The following is a 16,149-nucleotide window of genomic DNA, read 5'->3' as shown; positions in this document are numbered from 1 at the left end:
TGCTGTTTTTGGCTGTCTACCTTCTGACATCGCGCCTTGCCCAACACATCCACGCGCTTGAGCCTCGACCCGCGCGCCCGTCTCGGACGGCGCGCCGGCCGTCGTTTTCTGATCGAATGGGCGGCTATCGGATGCCTGGGTCTCGTCGTGATCGCGCTCAGTTCGTTGGGTCGCATGAGCGCGAGCGTCGATCATCTGGTGTACGACCGCTTACTGAGTCTGCATGCGCAGGCGGTGCTGCCGGACATCGTCGTGCTGGAAATCGACAATGAAAGCATCGCGCAACTCGGCCGCTGGCCGTGGCCGCGCAGCGTTCACGCCCGATTGCTCGAGCAGGTCGCGAAGGCAAAGCCCGCCGCGGTCGTCTACGACGTGCTCTTCACCGAAACCAATCCCGACGACGCCGAACTTGCCCGCGCGATTGCGCTGAGTCCGACCTATCTGCCGGTGCTCCTCACGGATGCCGGGAGAGGCGCGCCCGCTGCCGTCGTCGAACCGGTGGCGCCGCTCGTGCGCGCGGCAGCCGGCCTCGGGCATATCAATCTCGAAGTGGACAGCGACGGCATCGTGCGCAGCGTCGCCCAGTTCGAAGGCGACGCCGACTCGCGCTGGCCGCAGTTGATGCTCACGGTGGCGCGGGCGGCAGAACGCGGCGCGCTAGGGCTGAATGTGCAGCCGGCGAGGCGCGCGTCTCTGGAATCAGCGAGCGATGCAAGCGATCGGGGAACGGGTGCGCGCAACGACGCGGCGAGCGACGGCCGCTTCCTGATCCCGTTCAGCCCGAATGCACAGAGCTACGAGAAGCTCAGTTTCGCAAGCGTGCTCGCGGGCCAGGTCCCGCCCGAGAAATTGCGCGGGCGCATCGTCGTAATCGGCGTGACCGCATCGGGTCTTTACGACCGGTTTGCCACGCCGGTATCCGGTGCATTGGGGCCGCTGCCCGGCGTCTATATTCACGCGAACGTGCTCGATACGCTGCTCACCGGCCGCGAAGTCGCGCCTGCCGCACGATGGCTGCTGCTCGTCGTCTCACTGGCTCCGCTCGCGGCGTTGCTGGCCGGTTTCCTCGTGCTGTCGCCGCGCCGCTCGCTGCTGCTGACCGGCGCGCTGTGCCTGCTTGCCATGTCCGGCAGTGCGATTCTGCTGTACGGCGCGCAGCTGTGGTTGTCGCCCGTGCCCGCGATTCTCGGCGTGGTGGCCGTTTATCCGATCTGGAACTGGCGCCGCCTCGAAATGACGATGGCGTATCTGCGCAAGGAGTTGCAGCGTCTCGCGGACGAACCGCATCTGCTGCCGCAAACGCCGCAGCGCCGGCGCCAGTTTGGCGGCGACGTGCTCGAACAGCACATGGCGCTGATGGCGCAAGCCGCACAACGCGTGCAGGACATGAAGCGCTTTATGTGGGACAGCCTGGACAGCATGCCCGAGCCGATTCTCGTGAGCGACATGCAGGGCATCGTGCTGATCGCGAACCATGCCGCGAGGGCGCACTTTGCACGTCTTGGCGCGCCGATGCCCGAGGGACGTTCCATGCAGGCGGTGCTGGGTGGCCTGACGTTCGTCAAGGCCATCGATAGCGGAGCCGGATCGGATGCCGAAAACGATCTGCTGGCCCGCGCGCACTGGCCCGCGCTGCTCGATCCCACGAGCCGCGAATTTGCCGCGCTGATGGCGCAGGGCGTCGAGGTGCGCGACGCCGACGGGCGCGATCATCTGCTGCGTTATGCGAACTGCACGAATGCTCAGGGCGAGACGACTGGATGGATCGCCGGTCTCGTCGATGTCTCTGCGTTGCATGCCGCCGAGCGCCAGCGCGAAGACGCACTTCGGCTGCTGTCGCACGATATGCGCTCGCCGCAGGCGTCGATCCTGGCGCTCGTCGAGATCGATCGGGCCCGCGAGAAGCCGGTGCTCGCGCGCGGCTTGCTCGAGCGCATCGAACGCTATGCGCAACGTGCGCTGACACTCGCCGACGACTTCGTCCAACTCGCGCGCGCCGAGTCGCAAACCTACCTGCTGGAGCCGGTGAATCTCGCCGAGCTGATGATCGACGCGAGCGATGAAGTCTGGCCGCAAGCGCACGCGAAGCGGATCGCGTTGCACACGGAAACGGACCTATCGGCAGAAGGCCGCGATATGGACGATAACGGCGACGAGGGCCACTGGATCTGCGCCGATCGTTCGCTCCTGACGCGTGCGCTCGTCAACATCCTGAACAACGCGGTCAAATACAGTCCGCCCGACACGCATATCACCTGTGAGCTATCGAACGAGGTGCCCGCGCGCACGTCGGCGACGGCTGGTTTCACTATGGCGGTTGCATCGGATCGCGCGACGCGACGCGTGTCGTGCACGATCCGCGACCAGGGCTATGGTATTCCGCAAGACCAGCAGGCACAGCTATTCGAACGCTTCAGACGTTTTCACGAAACAGAGCGGCCAGAAGTGGGCGGCGCCGGGCTCGGCATGGCTTTCGTCAAGACAGTGGTGACGCGCCATGGCGGTGAAGTGGACGTGGTGAGCGCGCCCGGGCGGGGCACGGCAGTCACGATCTATCTGCCGGCACTGGAAGAAGCGCAACTGGATCGGCCTGCGAGCCGGCGTCATGACGCCTGAGCGCGCGTCTTATCGAATCGGGGAGCGAACTGTGAAAGCGATGGAAGCGATGAAAGCGGTGAAAGCGATGAAAGCGGTGAACGCAATGAAAGCGACTCTGGTGTGTACGGCGCTCGCTGCGGCGACGCTCGCCGGATGTACCGGCATGCACGCCGACGTGCACACCGCGACGCCCGCAGCCGCACTAGATGGCGAGCGGACGTACACGTTCGCGCGTCTGCCGATGCAGGAAGCGCGCGTCGACCATGCGCAGTTCGAAACCGTGCTGCGTGACGAGCTGACGAAGCAGGGTTTCGCGGATACGGCGGAGCGGCCTGCGCATTACGTGCTCTCGGTCGGATACGAGACGCGGCCAGCACAAATCGGCGTTGGTGTGAGCGACTGTGCATCTGGCAATTGCGGCCCGCAGACCGACGCATCGGTCCCGCTGTTCGGCGCACGCGTCTACCGTCATACGCTCACGCTGCGGTTTTTCGAACGTGTGAGCGGGCGCGAAGTGTACAAGGTCAGCGCGGCCAGTACCGACCGCGACGCCGATCCGTTGCACGCCACGCCCGCGCTGATCAGAAGCGCGCTGGTGCAATTCCCGTTCGACGCACCGACCGACTGGCGCGTGAAATTGCGCCCGAATCCAGAAGGCAGCCTGCCGGACGTGGTCTCGGTGACGCCGTTGCAAAGATAACGCCGGCTACAGCGGGTCGCGCGGCGACTGCTCGTTCGGTATCGGATCTTCGGGCCAGCGGTTTTCAAATACGCAATCGGCGAGCGGCGTGCGCTCCGCCCATCGTTCGGTTTGCAGCATCGGCTCGCTATAAAAGCGGTCGACGTGGCCAAGGCATAGTATCGCGACCGGCCGCGCGCCTTCCGGCATGCTCAGGAGCCGACGCACTGCATCGACGTCGAAGAGAGACACCCAGCCCATGCCGAGCCCTTCGGCGCGGGCGGCGAGCCACATGTTCTGGATCGCGCAGGCCACCGATGCGAGGTCCATTTCCGGCAGCGTGCGGCGGCCGAAAATATGCCGCTCGCGGCCGTCCATCAGCGCCATGACGAGCAGCTCGCCGCACTCCAGCATGCCTTCCACTTTCAGCTTCATGAACTCTTCGCGGCGCTTGCCGAGCGCGTCGGCGGTAGCCAGCCGTTCGCTTTCGACGTTCGCATGCAACGCAGTACGCAAGGCGGGATCGGTGATGCGCGCGATGCGCCACGGCTGCATGAAGCCCACGCTCGGCGCATGATGCGCGGCATCGAGCAGACGCTGCAATACCGCGGCATCGACGGGATCGCGCACGAAGTGGCGCATGTCCCGGCGCTCGTAAATCGCGCGATAAACCGCGTCGCGGTCGGCTTCGTTAAAAGGCTTCGCCATTGAACAGAGCGGCCGTGAAGGCCGGGTTGGAGGGCCAGTAAGCGTGCATGTAAGTCGCGACAATCGAGCCGACGCGGTATATCGCCTCGCCGGGTGCATCGGCTTGAGGCCGCGTGGCTGAGCGCAACGGCGAAAGCGGCGTGCCGAGCTTCGAGTAGTGAAACGTGTGGCCGGTCACGGGGCCATGCGTGCTGTCGATCTGTTGCATGCCGAGCGCGGTGAAGCGTGTTTGCATCGTCGCGTGACCGGGCAGCAAGCCGAGCATCGACGTGCTGACACCTTGCGTGTCAGTGAGCTTATCGAGCAGATAAAGCATGCCGCCGCATTCAGCGACGAGCGGTTTGCCGGCCGCCGCATGTGCGCGGATCGCCGCGGCGCTGCGGGCATTCGCGGCGAGCGCCGCGGCGTGCAGTTCGGGATATCCGCCGGGCAGATACAGCGCATCGGTGTCGGAGGGCGGCGCTTCGTCAGCGAGCGGCGAAAAGTAGTGAACGTGGGCGCCGAGCGCTTCGAGCAGCGCGACATTGGCCGGGTAGATGAACGAAAACGCGGCATCGCGCGCGATGGCGATTTTTTTGTTGTGCAGAAGGTGGGGAAGCACTTGTGGCGTAGCCGCGCCAAACTCCACCGCGGGCGGCAGCCCGGCCAGCGCTGTATGACTGAGCGCATCGGCGGCGCGATCCAGACGCGCGTCGAGATCGTCGATTTCCGCGGCCTGATGCAAGCCGAGGTGGCGATCGGGCAATTCGATTTCGTCGCTGGCGGTAATGTGCCCGCACCAGCGCAGAGTCGCCGGCAACGCCTCTTCGAGCATCTGCGCGTGACGCGAGGAACCGACGCGGTTCGCGAGCACGCCATGAAACGGGACCTGAGGCCGGAAATTCGCGAGGCCGAACGCGACCGCGCCGAAGGTTTGCGCCATCGCCTTCGCCGAAATCACCGCGAGTACCGGCACACCGAACTCGGTCGCCAGATCGGCGCTGCTCGGCGTGCCGTCGAAGAGGCCCATCACACCTTCGATCAGGATCAGATCGGTTTCGTCCGCTGCCTGCGCGAGAAGATTGCGGCAGGCATCTTTGCCGACCATCCACAGATCCAGCGACAGCACGGGCGCGCCGCTTGCGCGGGCAAGGATCATCGGATCGAGAAAGTCGGGCCCGGTCTTGAACACGCGCACACGCCGCCCCAGTCGCCGATGGTAGCGCGCGAGGCCCGCGGTGATCGTGGTCTTGCCTTGACCCGACGCGGGCGCGCTGACAAAGAGCGCAGGGCAGGCGGACACGTTCAGAACTCCACGCCGCGCTGCGCCTTGACGCCTTGCTCGCGGTACGGATGCTTGACGATGCGCATTTCGGTGACGAGGTCGGCCGCTTCGATCAGCGCATCGGGCGCGTGGCGGCCGGTCACGACCACATGCAGCATCGCCGGACGCGCGTTGATGACGGACAGCACTTCGTCGAGCGGCAGATATTCGTACTTGAGCACGGTGTTCAGTTCGTCGAGGATGACCATCTGATAGTCGCCGCTTTCAATCATCCTGCGTGCTTCATCCCAACCTTTGCGTGCGGTGGCCATGTCGGCGTCGCGGTTCTGCGTGTTCCAGGTGTAGCCGTCGCCCATCGTCACGAAGTCACAGTTGGCAATAGCGCCGAGGAAGTCGCGCTCCGACGTATGCAGGGCGCCCTTGATGAACTGCACGACGCCAAGCCGCATGCCGTGGCCGAGCACACGCACGGCCATGCCGAAAGCGGCGGTTGTCTTGCCCTTGCCGGTGCCGGTGTTGACGATCAGCAGGCCCTTTTCGACGGTCGCGTTGGCCTGCTTCTTTTCGTGGCCTTCACGCCGGCGTTCGGTCATGCGTTGATGCGATTCGGGATCGGTCTTCATGGAAGGTCCTGTTGGATGGTGGTGACACTGTGTGCTGGCGCTGGTGCGGTCGATGCGATCGCCACGGTGACACCAGCGTAAACGGTTTTGCGGGCGATCAGATGTGCGGTGCAACCGGCGGCCACCGCAAGCAACGCGCACGGTTCGCATACGCCGTCCACGCCGAGATGCTCGCGCGCGGCAGCCGACGGTTCGTGCACATCTATCGCGAGGATCTGCTCGCGGTTGAACACTTGCAGCGCGAACCCGTGACGCGCGCAGAACTCCAGCAGGCCCGGCTCGTCGGCTTTCGTTTCAATAGAGGCTACCGTTGCAATCTGTTCGAACGTGTGCGAACCGAGCGCGGCGCGCACCGCCGTTTCGATCTCGTCCGCCGATGTATGCAGGCGGCAACCGATGCCCACGCTAAGCGTTTTCATTTCGCGTCCGGCGAAGATGCCGCATCTGATGAGCTTGCCGCGGCGGCACGCGCGAGCGCGAGCGACGCCACGCCGCCTATCACCACGATCGCAGGCGAGCCGAGTCCCGCGCGCGCGACGGCATCGGCGAATTCGCCAAGCCTCGAAAGCGCATGGCGTTGCTCGGGACGCGTAGCCGATTCGATCGCCGCACACGGCGTGTCGGCGCGCATGCCGGCTGCGAGCAATGCGCTGACGATATCGTTCAGCCGCCGCATGCCCATGTAGATGACGAGGGTCATGTGAGTGGCGGCGAGCGCCCCCCAATCCGGCTCGCTGCTGCCCGCGCCGTGGCCGGTCACGAATATCACGCCTTGCGCGTGATCGCGGTGTGTAACCGGAATGCCGATAGCTGCGGGCGCCGCGATTCCGGCTGTGATCCCGCTGACGATCTCTACCTCGATTCCGGCCGCATGCAGCGCCTGCTGCTCTTCGCCGCCTCTGCCGAATACGAACGGATCGCCGCCCTTGAGTCGCGCGACGCTGCGCCCAGCATGCAGATGCTCGAGCATTTGCGCGACGATGCCTTCTTGCGGCGTCGACGGATGACCGCCGCGTTTGCCGACGTAAACAATGGACGCGTCGGCGCGCGCAAATTGCAGCACGTCAGGATTCACGAGATCGTCGACGAGTATCACGTCGGCTTGTGCGAGGGCGCGCGTTGCCTTCAACGTCATCAGTTCGACGTCGCCGGGCCCTGCGCCGATCAGCCACGCGCGTGTCATCGCGCCTCGCTAACCGTGCACGGCAACGACGTTGCGCGCCCCGCCGGCATGCGCCATGCAGTGCGGCGCGCGAACGGGCCCAGGTGATTGGAGATCGAAGTCATTCAAGCGGTGTCTTCACGCACGACGGCACGCGCGGGTGCGAACCCGGCTGCCTCGCCGTGCTTCAGCGCCTTCACATCCGTCCCTCGCGGATTCCGGCTGCCGGCGGCGTGACGTCGAGAAACGCACGGCCGCCTCCGCATCTGGCCGGTATCCGGGCTGGCGGCCTCACGCGCTTTGCCTTCCCGCCCGCATTCGTTCGAATGTATCGGACAGTGGCATCGAAAACGCATGCGCGGCGCAGCATGAACATTGCACCGCAGGTCGCTTACCGTTGCGGGGACAGCACAGGTTGAGCGCGGGAGCGCTGCCTGTTTCCCGTTTAACTGCACACGCGAATGCATGTGCGGGCACCAAACGCGCGCATACGATAGCACACGAGAAGCCCGTGCGATAAGCGCGCCGGGCCCGCGTTTCCTTGACGGCGCCAGACGGTCGGCCTAAACTCGCACGCACTTCTGGTGCTCGTGTGCGCGCTCGTGCGCATGCAGTTAAACGGGAAACAGGGCGCCCGCCTGTCACGGTTTGGGTCAACCTGTGCTGCCCCCGCAACGGTAAGCGAAAAGTGACGTCACGGCGGTTTGCGTGGTGTCGCAGTGCCGGCTTCGGTGTCCACGCGCAAGGCCGCGTGGGCATATCACCACTGGGCGAGAAATCACTCGTCCGGGAAGGGGAAGCGGCGCTTTCGCCAGCCCGGATACCGGCCGGAACACGAAGGGCGAACGTCGCGGGGATGCGGCGCTGCGCTCATGCCCTCACACCCGTTTTCTGCGTTTTTCCTGTTGTAGCAAGGCCGTCGTTCATGCCCGAGGCACGCGCTGGACCTCATGCGTGCGGACTACGCCGGCCGGCGCCTGCAACTACTGGGATGGACCTCACGATGCAAACTCAAATGCGCAAGATCCCCGTCACCATCGTCACGGGCTTTCTCGGCAGCGGCAAGACCACTCTGTTGCGGCACATTCTTCAGCACGCAGGCGGCAAGCGCATCGCGGTGATCGTCAACGAGTTCGGCGAACTCGGTATCGACGGCGAAATCCTGAAGGGTTGCGGCATCGGTTGCGACGAGAACGGTGTCGAAACGGAAGGGCAATTGTATGAACTCGCGAACGGGTGCCTCTGCTGCACCGTGCAGGAGGAGTTTTTTCCGGTGATGGAAAAGCTCGTCGAGCGCCGTGAGCAGATCGACCACGTGCTGATCGAGACATCGGGTCTCGCGTTGCCGAAGCCTCTCGTACAGGCGTTCAACTGGCCGCAGATCAAAAACAGTTTCACCGTCGATGCGGTGATTACCGTGGTCGACGGCCCCGCTGCCGCGAGCGGCCAGTTCGCGGAAAACCCGCTCGCTGTCGACGCGCAGCGCAAAGCCGATCCGAATCTGGATCATGAATCGCCGCTGCACGAATTGTTCGAAGATCAGTTGGCTTCAGCCGATCTGGTGATTCTGAACAAAACAGATCTGCTCGATGAGGCTCGTCAGAACGCGGTCGAAGCCGTGATCCGCGAGGAGATTCCGCCGCAAGTGAAGGTCGTGCGCGCGCACATGGGGCAGCTCGATCTGCACACGCTGTTCGGGCTCGAAGCCGCATCGGAAGAAACGATTCACTTGCGCCACGACCATCACGGCTCGGCGGACGATGCGGATCATCACCACGATGAATTCGATTCGGTAGTGGTGCATGCAAACGTGCTGTCGCGTGACGCGGTAATCGCCGCACTGCAAGCGCTTGTTCAGAGCAACACGATCTACCGTGTAAAGGGTTTCGCGGCGTTGCCGGGCGCTGCAATGCGTCTCGTGATTCAGGGCGTGGGCCGGCGCTTCGACAGCTATTTCGATCGGCGCTGGCAACCCGGCGAGGCGGGCGAAAGCCGCTTCGTGCTGATCGGTGAAGACCTCGATCAAGCCGCGCTGCAGCGCGCGTTCGACGCGGCGCTGGGCGTGTCGAACGCCCAGGTGCCGGGCGTCGCAGCGCAACAGGCGTAAGCGCACATGCATCTGCTGCGCACCACGCCGGGCGGTTTCGTCGACGATACGCAAGGCGTGATCCGTATCGATCAGCGGCCTGCGGATATCGTCGTGCTCAGTTCTGCGGACACCACGTTGTCGCTGCTGGCAAGCGTGTTTCCTCGTCTCGGCGACGGCTTTCCGAGCGTGCGCCTCGCGAACGTGACGTATCTGCGGCAACCGGCGTCGGTGGATTTCTACGTCGAAGATGTGCTGCAACACGCGCGCGTCGTCGTAGTCGATCATCTTGGCGGCGAAGCGTATTGGCCGTACGGTATCGAACAGGTCGTCGCGCTAGCGGAGCGCAAACAGCAAACGCTCGCGATGTTTTCGGGCGATCTGCAGGAAGATCCCAATCTGCTTGCGCGCAGCACCGCGGACGCGGATCTGTGCCATCAGTTGTGGCGTTATTTGCGGGAAGGCGGTCCCCAGAATGCGGAGGCGTTTCTGCGCTGCATCGCGTATCGCGCGCTCGGTTGGGGACACGAGCCTGGGCCGCCCCGCGCGTTGCCGGCCGCGTCGCTTTACCATCCACAACGCGACACGCCGACAATCGCCGACTGGCAAGCGCGCTGGCGGCACGATGCGCCCGTCGCGGCGATACTGTTCTACAAGGCGCATCTTCAGGCGGCCAACACAGCGGTGTTCGACGCGCTGATCGAAGCGCTCGACGCACAAGGCGTGAACCCGCTGCCAATCGCGATTACGTCGTTGAAAGACGCGATGAGTCGCGAAGTCGTACAGTCGTTGTGCGCGCAACATAACGCGGCGCTCGTACTCAACACGACTGCGTTCGCCGCGTCCGCGATCGATGATCCCGAACCGCTCGCGCTCGCCGGCGACGCGCCTGTGCTTCAGGTGATTCTGAGCGGCGGCAACCGCGAGGACTGGCTCAAGGACAATCAGGGCCTGAATTCGCGCGACATCGCCATGCATATCGCGCTGCCCGAAGTGGACGGGCGCATCATCACGCGCGCGATCAGTTTCAAGGGACTCGCGTATCGCTGTCCGCATACGGAAGTCGACGTGGTGCGTTATCAGCCCGATCACGAACGCGTGAATTTTATTGCCGGGTTGAGCCGCCGCTGGTGCCGCCTGCGCTCGCTCGACAACGCGGACAAGAAACTCGCGCTGATTCTCGCCAACTATCCGATGAGCGAGGGTCGCATTGGGAATGGCGTCGGACTGGATACGCCGGCGTCGGTGGTCGGCATTCTGTCGATGTTGCGCGACGAAGGTTATCGCGTGGCAGCCGTGCCCGATAACGGCGACGCGCTGTTGCAGAAGCTGACCGAGGGCGTGACGAACGATCCCGTGGTGCGCGATCTGCGGCCCGCTTTGCAAAGCTTTGCGCTGGCCGATTACCTCACCCATTTCAACGCGCTGCCCGCCGAAGCGCGCAATGCGCTGAATGCGCGCTGGGGCTCGCCAGAGCACGACCCGAGCGTGCGGCGCGGCCGTTTCATGATTGCGGGTTGGCGTTGCGGCCACGTGTTCGTCGGCATTCAGCCGTCGCGTTCGCGCGAGCAGGGCGATTACGCGAGCTATCACGACGCCGAACTCGTGCCGCCGCATGCGTATCTCGCGTTCTATTTCTGGCTGCGTCATCAGTTCGGCATCGACGCGGTCGTGCATGTCGGCAAGCATGGCAACCTCGAATGGCTGCCCGGCAAGAGTGTTGCGTTGAGCGATACGTGCTGGCCGGATCTGATTCTCGGGCCCATGCCGCATCTGTATCCGTTCATCGTCAACGATCCGGGCGAGGGCAGTCAGGCCAAGCGCCGCGCGCAAGCTGTGATCGTCGATCATCTGATGCCGCCGCTCACGCGCGCCGAAAGTTACGGCCCGTTGCAGGACCTCGAGCGCCAGGTCGACGAATACTATGAAGCGCTGATGATCGACCCGCGCCGCTCGAAGCTGTTACGGCGCACGATCCTCGCGACTATCGTCGAACATAAGCTGCATGAAGAATTGAGCCTGTCCGAGCCGAAGGGTGAAGACGACGAAGATGTGTTGCTCACGCGCGTCGATGCGTGGCTGTGTGAGTTGAAAGAAGCGCAGATTCGCGATGGTTTGCATACGTTCGGCCAATCGCCGCAAGCAGTGCAACGACGCGATACGCTGCTTGCGTTAGCGCGCTTTCCCGTCGGCGATGGGCAAGGTGGCAACGCAGGGTTGATCGATGCGTTGGCGCGCGATCTGCAGATCGATCACTTCTTCGACCCGCTATCGGTGGATTGGTCCACGGCCTGGACAGGCCCGCGTCCTGACATTCTGCAACAGGTCAGCGATGCGCCCTGGCGGCATTGCGGCGATACGCGCGAGCGTCTGGAACTGTTCGCAGCGGAAATGCTGCGGAGCCTATGCGAGCCGCAAGCGCATACGGATACAGATACGTCGAGCGCATTGGCGAAGGCGCCGCTGCCGCAGGCAGGACGCGTGATCGAGCGCTTGCGCAACGACGTGCTGCCGCGGCTCGACGCATGCGGTACGCAGGAGATGACGCATCTCAGGCGCGGTCTCGAAGGGCGATTCGTGCCGCCGGGGCCGAGCGGTTCGCCATCGCGTGGCAGACCCGATGTACTGCCGACCGGCCGAAATTTCTATTCGGTCGACACGCGTGCGGTCCCAACGCAAGCGGCCTGGTCGCTCGGGCTCAAGTCGGCGCAGCAGTTGATCGAGCGGCATTTGCAGGAGCACGGCGATTACCCGCGTGCGATCGGTCTGTCCGTGTGGGGCACCGCGACGATGCGCACCGGCGGCGACGACATTGCGCAAGCGCTCGCGTTACTCGGGGTGCGACCGAAGTGGGCGCCGGGCAGCCATCGCGTGACCGACTTCGAAATCATGCCGATCGAAGCGTTCGACCGGCCGCGCATCGACGTCACGCTACGTGTATCCGGTTTTTTCCGCGACGCGTTTGCGAACGTCATGCATCTGTTCGATGCTGCGGTGCAAGCCGTTGCAGAACTGAACGAACCTGCAGAACTGAACCCGATTCGCGAGCGTGTGCTGCGGGAACGCGATGCATTGATCGCACACGGTATGGACGCGGCCGAGGCACGCAAGCGCGCCGGCTGGCGCGTATTCAGTGCGCGTCCCGGCGCTTACGGCGCCGGTTTGCAGGACATGATCGACTCGCAGCAATGGCAGACCGATGCCGACCTCGCGAATGCATATCAGGCTTGGGGCGGTTATGCGTACACGCAGAAAAGCACCGGCGAAGAAGCGCGTCACGCATTCGGCACACGCCTCGCCGCGATGGATGTCGTATTGCAGAATCAGGACAACCGCGAACACGATCTGCTCGATTCGAACGACTACTATCAGTTTCAGGGCGGTATGGTCGCGGCCGTACGCCATCTTGCAGGCAATCAGCCGAGCGTTTATCACGCCGACCATAGCAACCCCGCCGCGCCGCGCGTTCGCACGCTTCACGAGGAGATCGCGCGCGTAGTGCGCTCGCGCGTGGTCAACCCGAAATGGATCGACGGTGTAAAGCGCCATGGTTATAAAGGCGCTTCTGAAATTGCAGCAACGGTCGACTATCTCTATGGCTATGATGCGACCGCGCGTGTGGTCGCGGACCATCAATATGCGCTCGTCACCGATGCTTATCTGAACGATGCGGATACGCGAGAGTTCTTGCAGCGGCACAATCCGCATGCGTTACATTCGATTTGCGAGCGCCTGCTGGAAGCGATGCAGCGAGGTCTGTGGCAGACGCCCGGCGACTATCGCGCGCAGGTCGAACAGCATCTGCTCGCGAGCGAACAGCAGATTGAAGGAATGCAATCATGAATGCAGCCACGCAAAATGCGCGGCCAAATCCTGCGCAAAACCCCGCGCAAAGGCCGGCGTTTCCTTTCTCCGCATTGATCGGTCAGGCGCCGTTGCAGCAAGCGCTGTTGCTCGCCGCGATCGATCCGGGGCTGGGTGGCGTGCTGGTGAGCGGGCCGCGAGGCACGGCTAAATCGACAGCTGCGCGCGCGCTCGCCGAGCTGCTGCCCGAAGGGCAACTGGTTAATCTGCCGCTGGGCGCGAGCGAGGATCGTCTGATCGGCACGCTCGATATCGAAACCGTACTGCGCGACGGCTCCGTGCGCTTTTCGCCGGGGCTGCTAGCCAAGGCGCATCGCGGCGTGCTGTATGTGGATGAGGTGAATCTGTTGCCCGATGCGCTCGTCGACGCGTTGCTCGACGTCGCAGCGAGCGGTGTGAACACCGTCGAACGCGACGGCGTATCGCATAGTCACGAGGCGAGCTTCGTGCTGATCGGCACCATGAATCCCGAAGAGGGCGAGTTGCGGCCGCAATTGATCGACCGCTTCGGCTTGATGGTCGAGTTGCAGAACTGTTTCGAGCCGCGCGTGCGTGAAGAGATCGTGAAGGCGCGGCTCGCATACGATCTCGATCCGGTGGCCTTTCGTGCCGGTTACGCTCGTGAGCAGGCGCATTACGTCGAGCGGATCCGTGCAGCACGCAACAAGCTCGCGCAGCTTTCTTTCGACGACGCCGTGCATGCGCATGTCAGCGCGTTGTGCATCGACGCCGCAGTAGACGGCTTGCGCGCCGACCTGGTGATGCTGCGCGCCGCGCGAGCGCTCGCGGCGCTGGAGCAGAGCGATGCTGTAACGTCGCAGCATGTGGATAGCGTTGCCGAAGCGGTGCTCGTGCACAGGCGGCGTCAGCGGGATACATCGACCGCTGACAATGCGGCTGGCGGCGAAGCACTGTCGCGTGATTTACCGCAGAGTTCGGCTATGCCCTCATCATCCGATGTCGAGGCCGGCGATGGCGATTGGGGTTATCTGCCGCCGCAGCCATCCGCGACGACGCACGTCAAAGGCGTCATACCGCTTAACGTAAAAAAACGCTGAGCCATCGGAAGGGCGCCGCCGCTGACTCGCGCAGCGGTTTCCGATGGCGGCGACGGGCGCAGACGCACAGCAATGTGCGTGCAGATCCGCGTGGCGAACCAACGCGCCGTATCGCATGGCCGCAGACGTTTGCTGCGAGTGGGCAGCGACGAGCGAAAGAGCAGCGGGAAGAGCGCGGGCAACCCGCGCTGCGTGCCGAAGATCTGCGTTTCGTGCGCGAGACTCCGCCCGGCGGTGTGCTGCATTGTTTCGTGCTCGATTGCTCCGGTTCGATGCTGGCCGGTCAGCGCCTCGCACTCGCGAAAGGTCTGCTGATTGCGCTGTTCGATCGCGCGAGTGCAATGCGTGCCGAGGCTGCGCTGATCTGCTTCGGCGGCGCCGGCGCAGACCTACGCTTTGGCCCCGCAGTGCCGCGCTGGTGGAACGAGCGTTGGCTTGAGCCCGTCGGCGGTGGCGGCGGGACGCCGTTCGCTGCGGGCATTCGACACGCAACGCAGTTGCTCGGGCGCAGCGCGCGCCGCAACCCGGCGCAACAGCGCTGGCTTTGGGTTCTGACCGACGGCCGCACGACTGATCAAGCGACGCGTCCCTTGGATGCAGACGAAGTCGTATTCGTCGACTTCGAGCGTGGCGCGATACGGCTCGGCCGCTGCGAGCGGATGGCGAGCGCCTGGGGCGCACGCCGCGTCACGCCGGAAGAACTGATTGGTTGATAGGCAAGCGCGCTTCGCGCACTGCTTGCTGCGGGTTCATTTGAAGCCGTGCGACCACTGCTGCACGTCGTCCTGACGATCGAACACAAAGACCTTCAACGCTATCTGCTGGGCCGGTTCGAGTTGATCGAATTCGAGTCCATGTACCGAAGAACTATCGGCGCCAGTGCTTTTCTGCAGGTTTCGGATCACGGCCGTGGTCTGTATCTCTGTGTCCATCTCCGCCGATCCGAGCCGGAAAGCCACGCGCAACCGGTCGCCGACGGCACCCAGGGTCCACGGCGCCATCAGCGACATGCCAAGCGCGCTGAGGCTCTTCGCTACGCCGAGACCGTCGTACGTGTCCCCGGTTTCGCCGATGCCGAAGCGCACCGCGAAATGCGTTTGAACGCGTATCGACTTGCGTTCGCGCAGACGCCGGATGGGGCCGGGGCGCGACAGCACCACGTAATCGAACGGAGAGCGGCAGACGGCTTCGACGGTGCATACGAATCGGAACACCGCCTGACTTGCAATCGCGACGATGTCGATGTTTTCACCGAGGCCGAGCGCAAGCATGCGCCCCTGCTGAAGCGGCGGAGTGATGAACAGCGAATGATTCGGCGCAAAACCGATGATGCGGCATGGATGCATTGGCGCGCCGCTGCCCATTTGCAAGCGTACGCCAACCAATGCCCCGATTTCGACGTGCATGTCGGCGAGCGTCAGCGGTGTTTGCGGTTCGGCATGCGTATCCGCTACGGCTGCCGGCTGTGCTGCCGCGTCCGCCAGGTCGCCGCGGCGCGGCTCGAAGTGCTTGAAGAGAAAGGCTTTTTCGTCGGCAGTTGCGAGAACTGTGCCGCTTGCAAAAAGCAGCGAGCCGTCTGCATCGACGATCGGCCATTCGAGCGGTGTGCCTACCGGTACCGCGTCGGCGCTGAGGACCGACGAAGGCGCTGCTGGCGCGGGATTCGGGACTTGCTGGTCTGCTGATTCGTCCATTGAGCAGCGATCGTTTGAGTGGCGGGATATCCAGTTTAACGGCGGCCGGCGAGAGAGCTTTAATTGATGCGAGACGGCGGCGGCAGTTCTTTCGTGTGTTCGTAGTCGGGGCAGGTCGGCAAATTGTGTTGGATACCTAACTATTTGCGGGTACGCTGAAAAAGTACTGCTCGTTCCGTTTCTCAACTTTTTGAAAATAATTGCAGGTGAGGGGTTGACGGGCTGCGGGCTGCATCGCATAATTCGCCTCCCGTTTGATGACGGACGCGAAGAAAGCAGAGCTTCTTCACGAATGATCTTTAAAAACTAACAGCCGATAAGTGTGGGCGCTTGATGCGCGACGCGGGTGGATCTCCGGATTCACATAAAGCGAAAGTATCAAGTCTCACACAGTAATGAAAGGAAGGTTTGGT

At 63.7% G+C, this 16,149-nt stretch carries 12 protein-coding genes and 2 riboswitches; of the genes, 6 read left to right on the top strand and 6 right to left on the bottom strand.

Annotation, left to right across the window (positions count from 1 at the left end; genetic code table 11):
• Nucleotides 1–36: 36 nt before the first annotated feature.
• Together ACTJLB_RS22575 and ACTJLB_RS22570 are read left to right on the top strand one after the other, a co-directional pair.
• On the top strand, nucleotides 37–2,616 hold the full coding sequence (locus tag ACTJLB_RS22575) for a CHASE2 domain-containing protein (protein WP_440784506.1): 2,580 nt from the start codon (nucleotides 37–39) through the stop codon (nucleotides 2,614–2,616).
• A gap of 40 nt (nucleotides 2,617–2,656) precedes the next feature.
• On the top strand, nucleotides 2,657–3,298 hold the full coding sequence (locus tag ACTJLB_RS22570) for a DUF4136 domain-containing protein (protein WP_440784612.1): 642 nt from the start codon (nucleotides 2,657–2,659) through the stop codon (nucleotides 3,296–3,298).
• A gap of 6 nt (nucleotides 3,299–3,304) precedes the next feature.
• On the opposite strand, the gene bluB is transcribed toward ACTJLB_RS22570, so the two are convergent.
• The 5 genes from bluB to cobA are packed head-to-tail and all read right to left on the bottom strand — an operon-like array spanning nucleotide 3,305 to nucleotide 7,055.
• The gene (gene bluB, locus ACTJLB_RS22565; RefSeq protein ID WP_440784505.1) at nucleotides 3,305–3,985 is read right to left on the bottom strand and encodes a 5,6-dimethylbenzimidazole synthase; all 681 of its coding nucleotides are present in this window, start codon (nucleotides 3,983–3,985) and stop codon (nucleotides 3,305–3,307) included.
• On the bottom strand, nucleotides 3,969–5,267 hold the full coding sequence (locus ACTJLB_RS22560; RefSeq protein WP_440784504.1) for a cobyrinate a,c-diamide synthase: 1,299 nt from the start codon (nucleotides 5,265–5,267) through the stop codon (nucleotides 3,969–3,971). Before ACTJLB_RS22560 ends, bluB begins: the two co-directional genes overlap by 17 nt.
• 2 nt (nucleotides 5,268–5,269) lie before the next feature.
• The gene (gene cobO, locus ACTJLB_RS22555; protein WP_020071504.1) at nucleotides 5,270–5,872 is read right to left on the bottom strand and encodes a cob(I)yrinic acid a,c-diamide adenosyltransferase; all 603 of its coding nucleotides are present in this window, start codon (nucleotides 5,870–5,872) and stop codon (nucleotides 5,270–5,272) included.
• Nucleotides 5,869–6,291, bottom strand: a complete 423-nt coding sequence (locus tag ACTJLB_RS22550) for a cobalamin biosynthesis protein (RefSeq protein ID WP_440784503.1) — start codon at nucleotides 6,289–6,291, stop codon at nucleotides 5,869–5,871. The genes cobO and ACTJLB_RS22550 overlap by 4 nt, the downstream gene beginning before the upstream one ends.
• Nucleotides 6,288–7,055 (bottom strand): uroporphyrinogen-III C-methyltransferase, encoded by a 768-nt coding sequence (gene cobA, locus ACTJLB_RS22545; protein ID WP_440784502.1) that lies wholly within the window; start codon nucleotides 7,053–7,055, stop codon nucleotides 6,288–6,290. Before cobA ends, ACTJLB_RS22550 begins: the two co-directional genes overlap by 4 nt.
• Before the next feature lie 230 nt (nucleotides 7,056–7,285).
• Nucleotides 7,286–7,530: riboswitch (cobalamin riboswitch) on the bottom strand.
• Between the two features lie 69 nt (nucleotides 7,531–7,599).
• Nucleotides 7,600–7,880: riboswitch (cobalamin riboswitch) on the top strand.
• Nucleotides 7,881–8,037: 157 nt separating this feature from the next.
• Between cobA and cobW the strand changes: the two genes are divergently transcribed.
• The 4 genes from cobW (at nucleotide 8,038) to ACTJLB_RS22525 (ending at nucleotide 14,755) form a co-directional block, all read left to right on the top strand.
• Nucleotides 8,038–9,141 (top strand): cobalamin biosynthesis protein CobW, encoded by a 1,104-nt coding sequence (cobW, locus tag ACTJLB_RS22540; RefSeq protein WP_087754427.1) that lies wholly within the window; start codon nucleotides 8,038–8,040, stop codon nucleotides 9,139–9,141.
• A gap of 6 nt (nucleotides 9,142–9,147) precedes the next feature.
• Nucleotides 9,148–12,963 (top strand): cobaltochelatase subunit CobN, encoded by a 3,816-nt coding sequence (gene cobN / locus ACTJLB_RS22535; protein WP_440784501.1) that lies wholly within the window; start codon nucleotides 9,148–9,150, stop codon nucleotides 12,961–12,963.
• Nucleotides 12,960–14,042, top strand: coding sequence for an ATP-binding protein (locus tag ACTJLB_RS22530; RefSeq protein WP_440784499.1), 1,083 nt, complete (start codon nucleotides 12,960–12,962; stop codon nucleotides 14,040–14,042). The genes cobN and ACTJLB_RS22530 overlap by 4 nt, the downstream gene beginning before the upstream one ends.
• Nucleotides 14,043–14,116: 74 nt before the next feature.
• On the top strand, nucleotides 14,117–14,755 hold the full coding sequence (locus tag ACTJLB_RS22525) for a vWA domain-containing protein (protein ID WP_392395278.1): 639 nt from the start codon (nucleotides 14,117–14,119) through the stop codon (nucleotides 14,753–14,755).
• 36 nt (nucleotides 14,756–14,791) lie between these two features.
• Here ACTJLB_RS22525 and ACTJLB_RS22520 read toward each other — a convergent pair whose 3' ends face one another.
• A complete protein-coding gene (locus ACTJLB_RS22520) occupies nucleotides 14,792–15,736 on the bottom strand; it encodes a flagellar brake protein (protein ID WP_410802372.1) in 945 nt (314 codons plus the stop codon).
• Nucleotides 15,737–16,149 lie beyond the last annotated feature (413 nt).

This window comes from Paraburkholderia sp. 22098 (assembly GCF_052045935.1).
Lineage (GTDB): Bacteria > Pseudomonadota > Gammaproteobacteria > Burkholderiales > Burkholderiaceae > Paraburkholderia > Paraburkholderia caledonica.
Note: the sequence above shows the minus strand (reverse complement) of the source record. Positions and strands in the feature narration are given on the sequence as shown.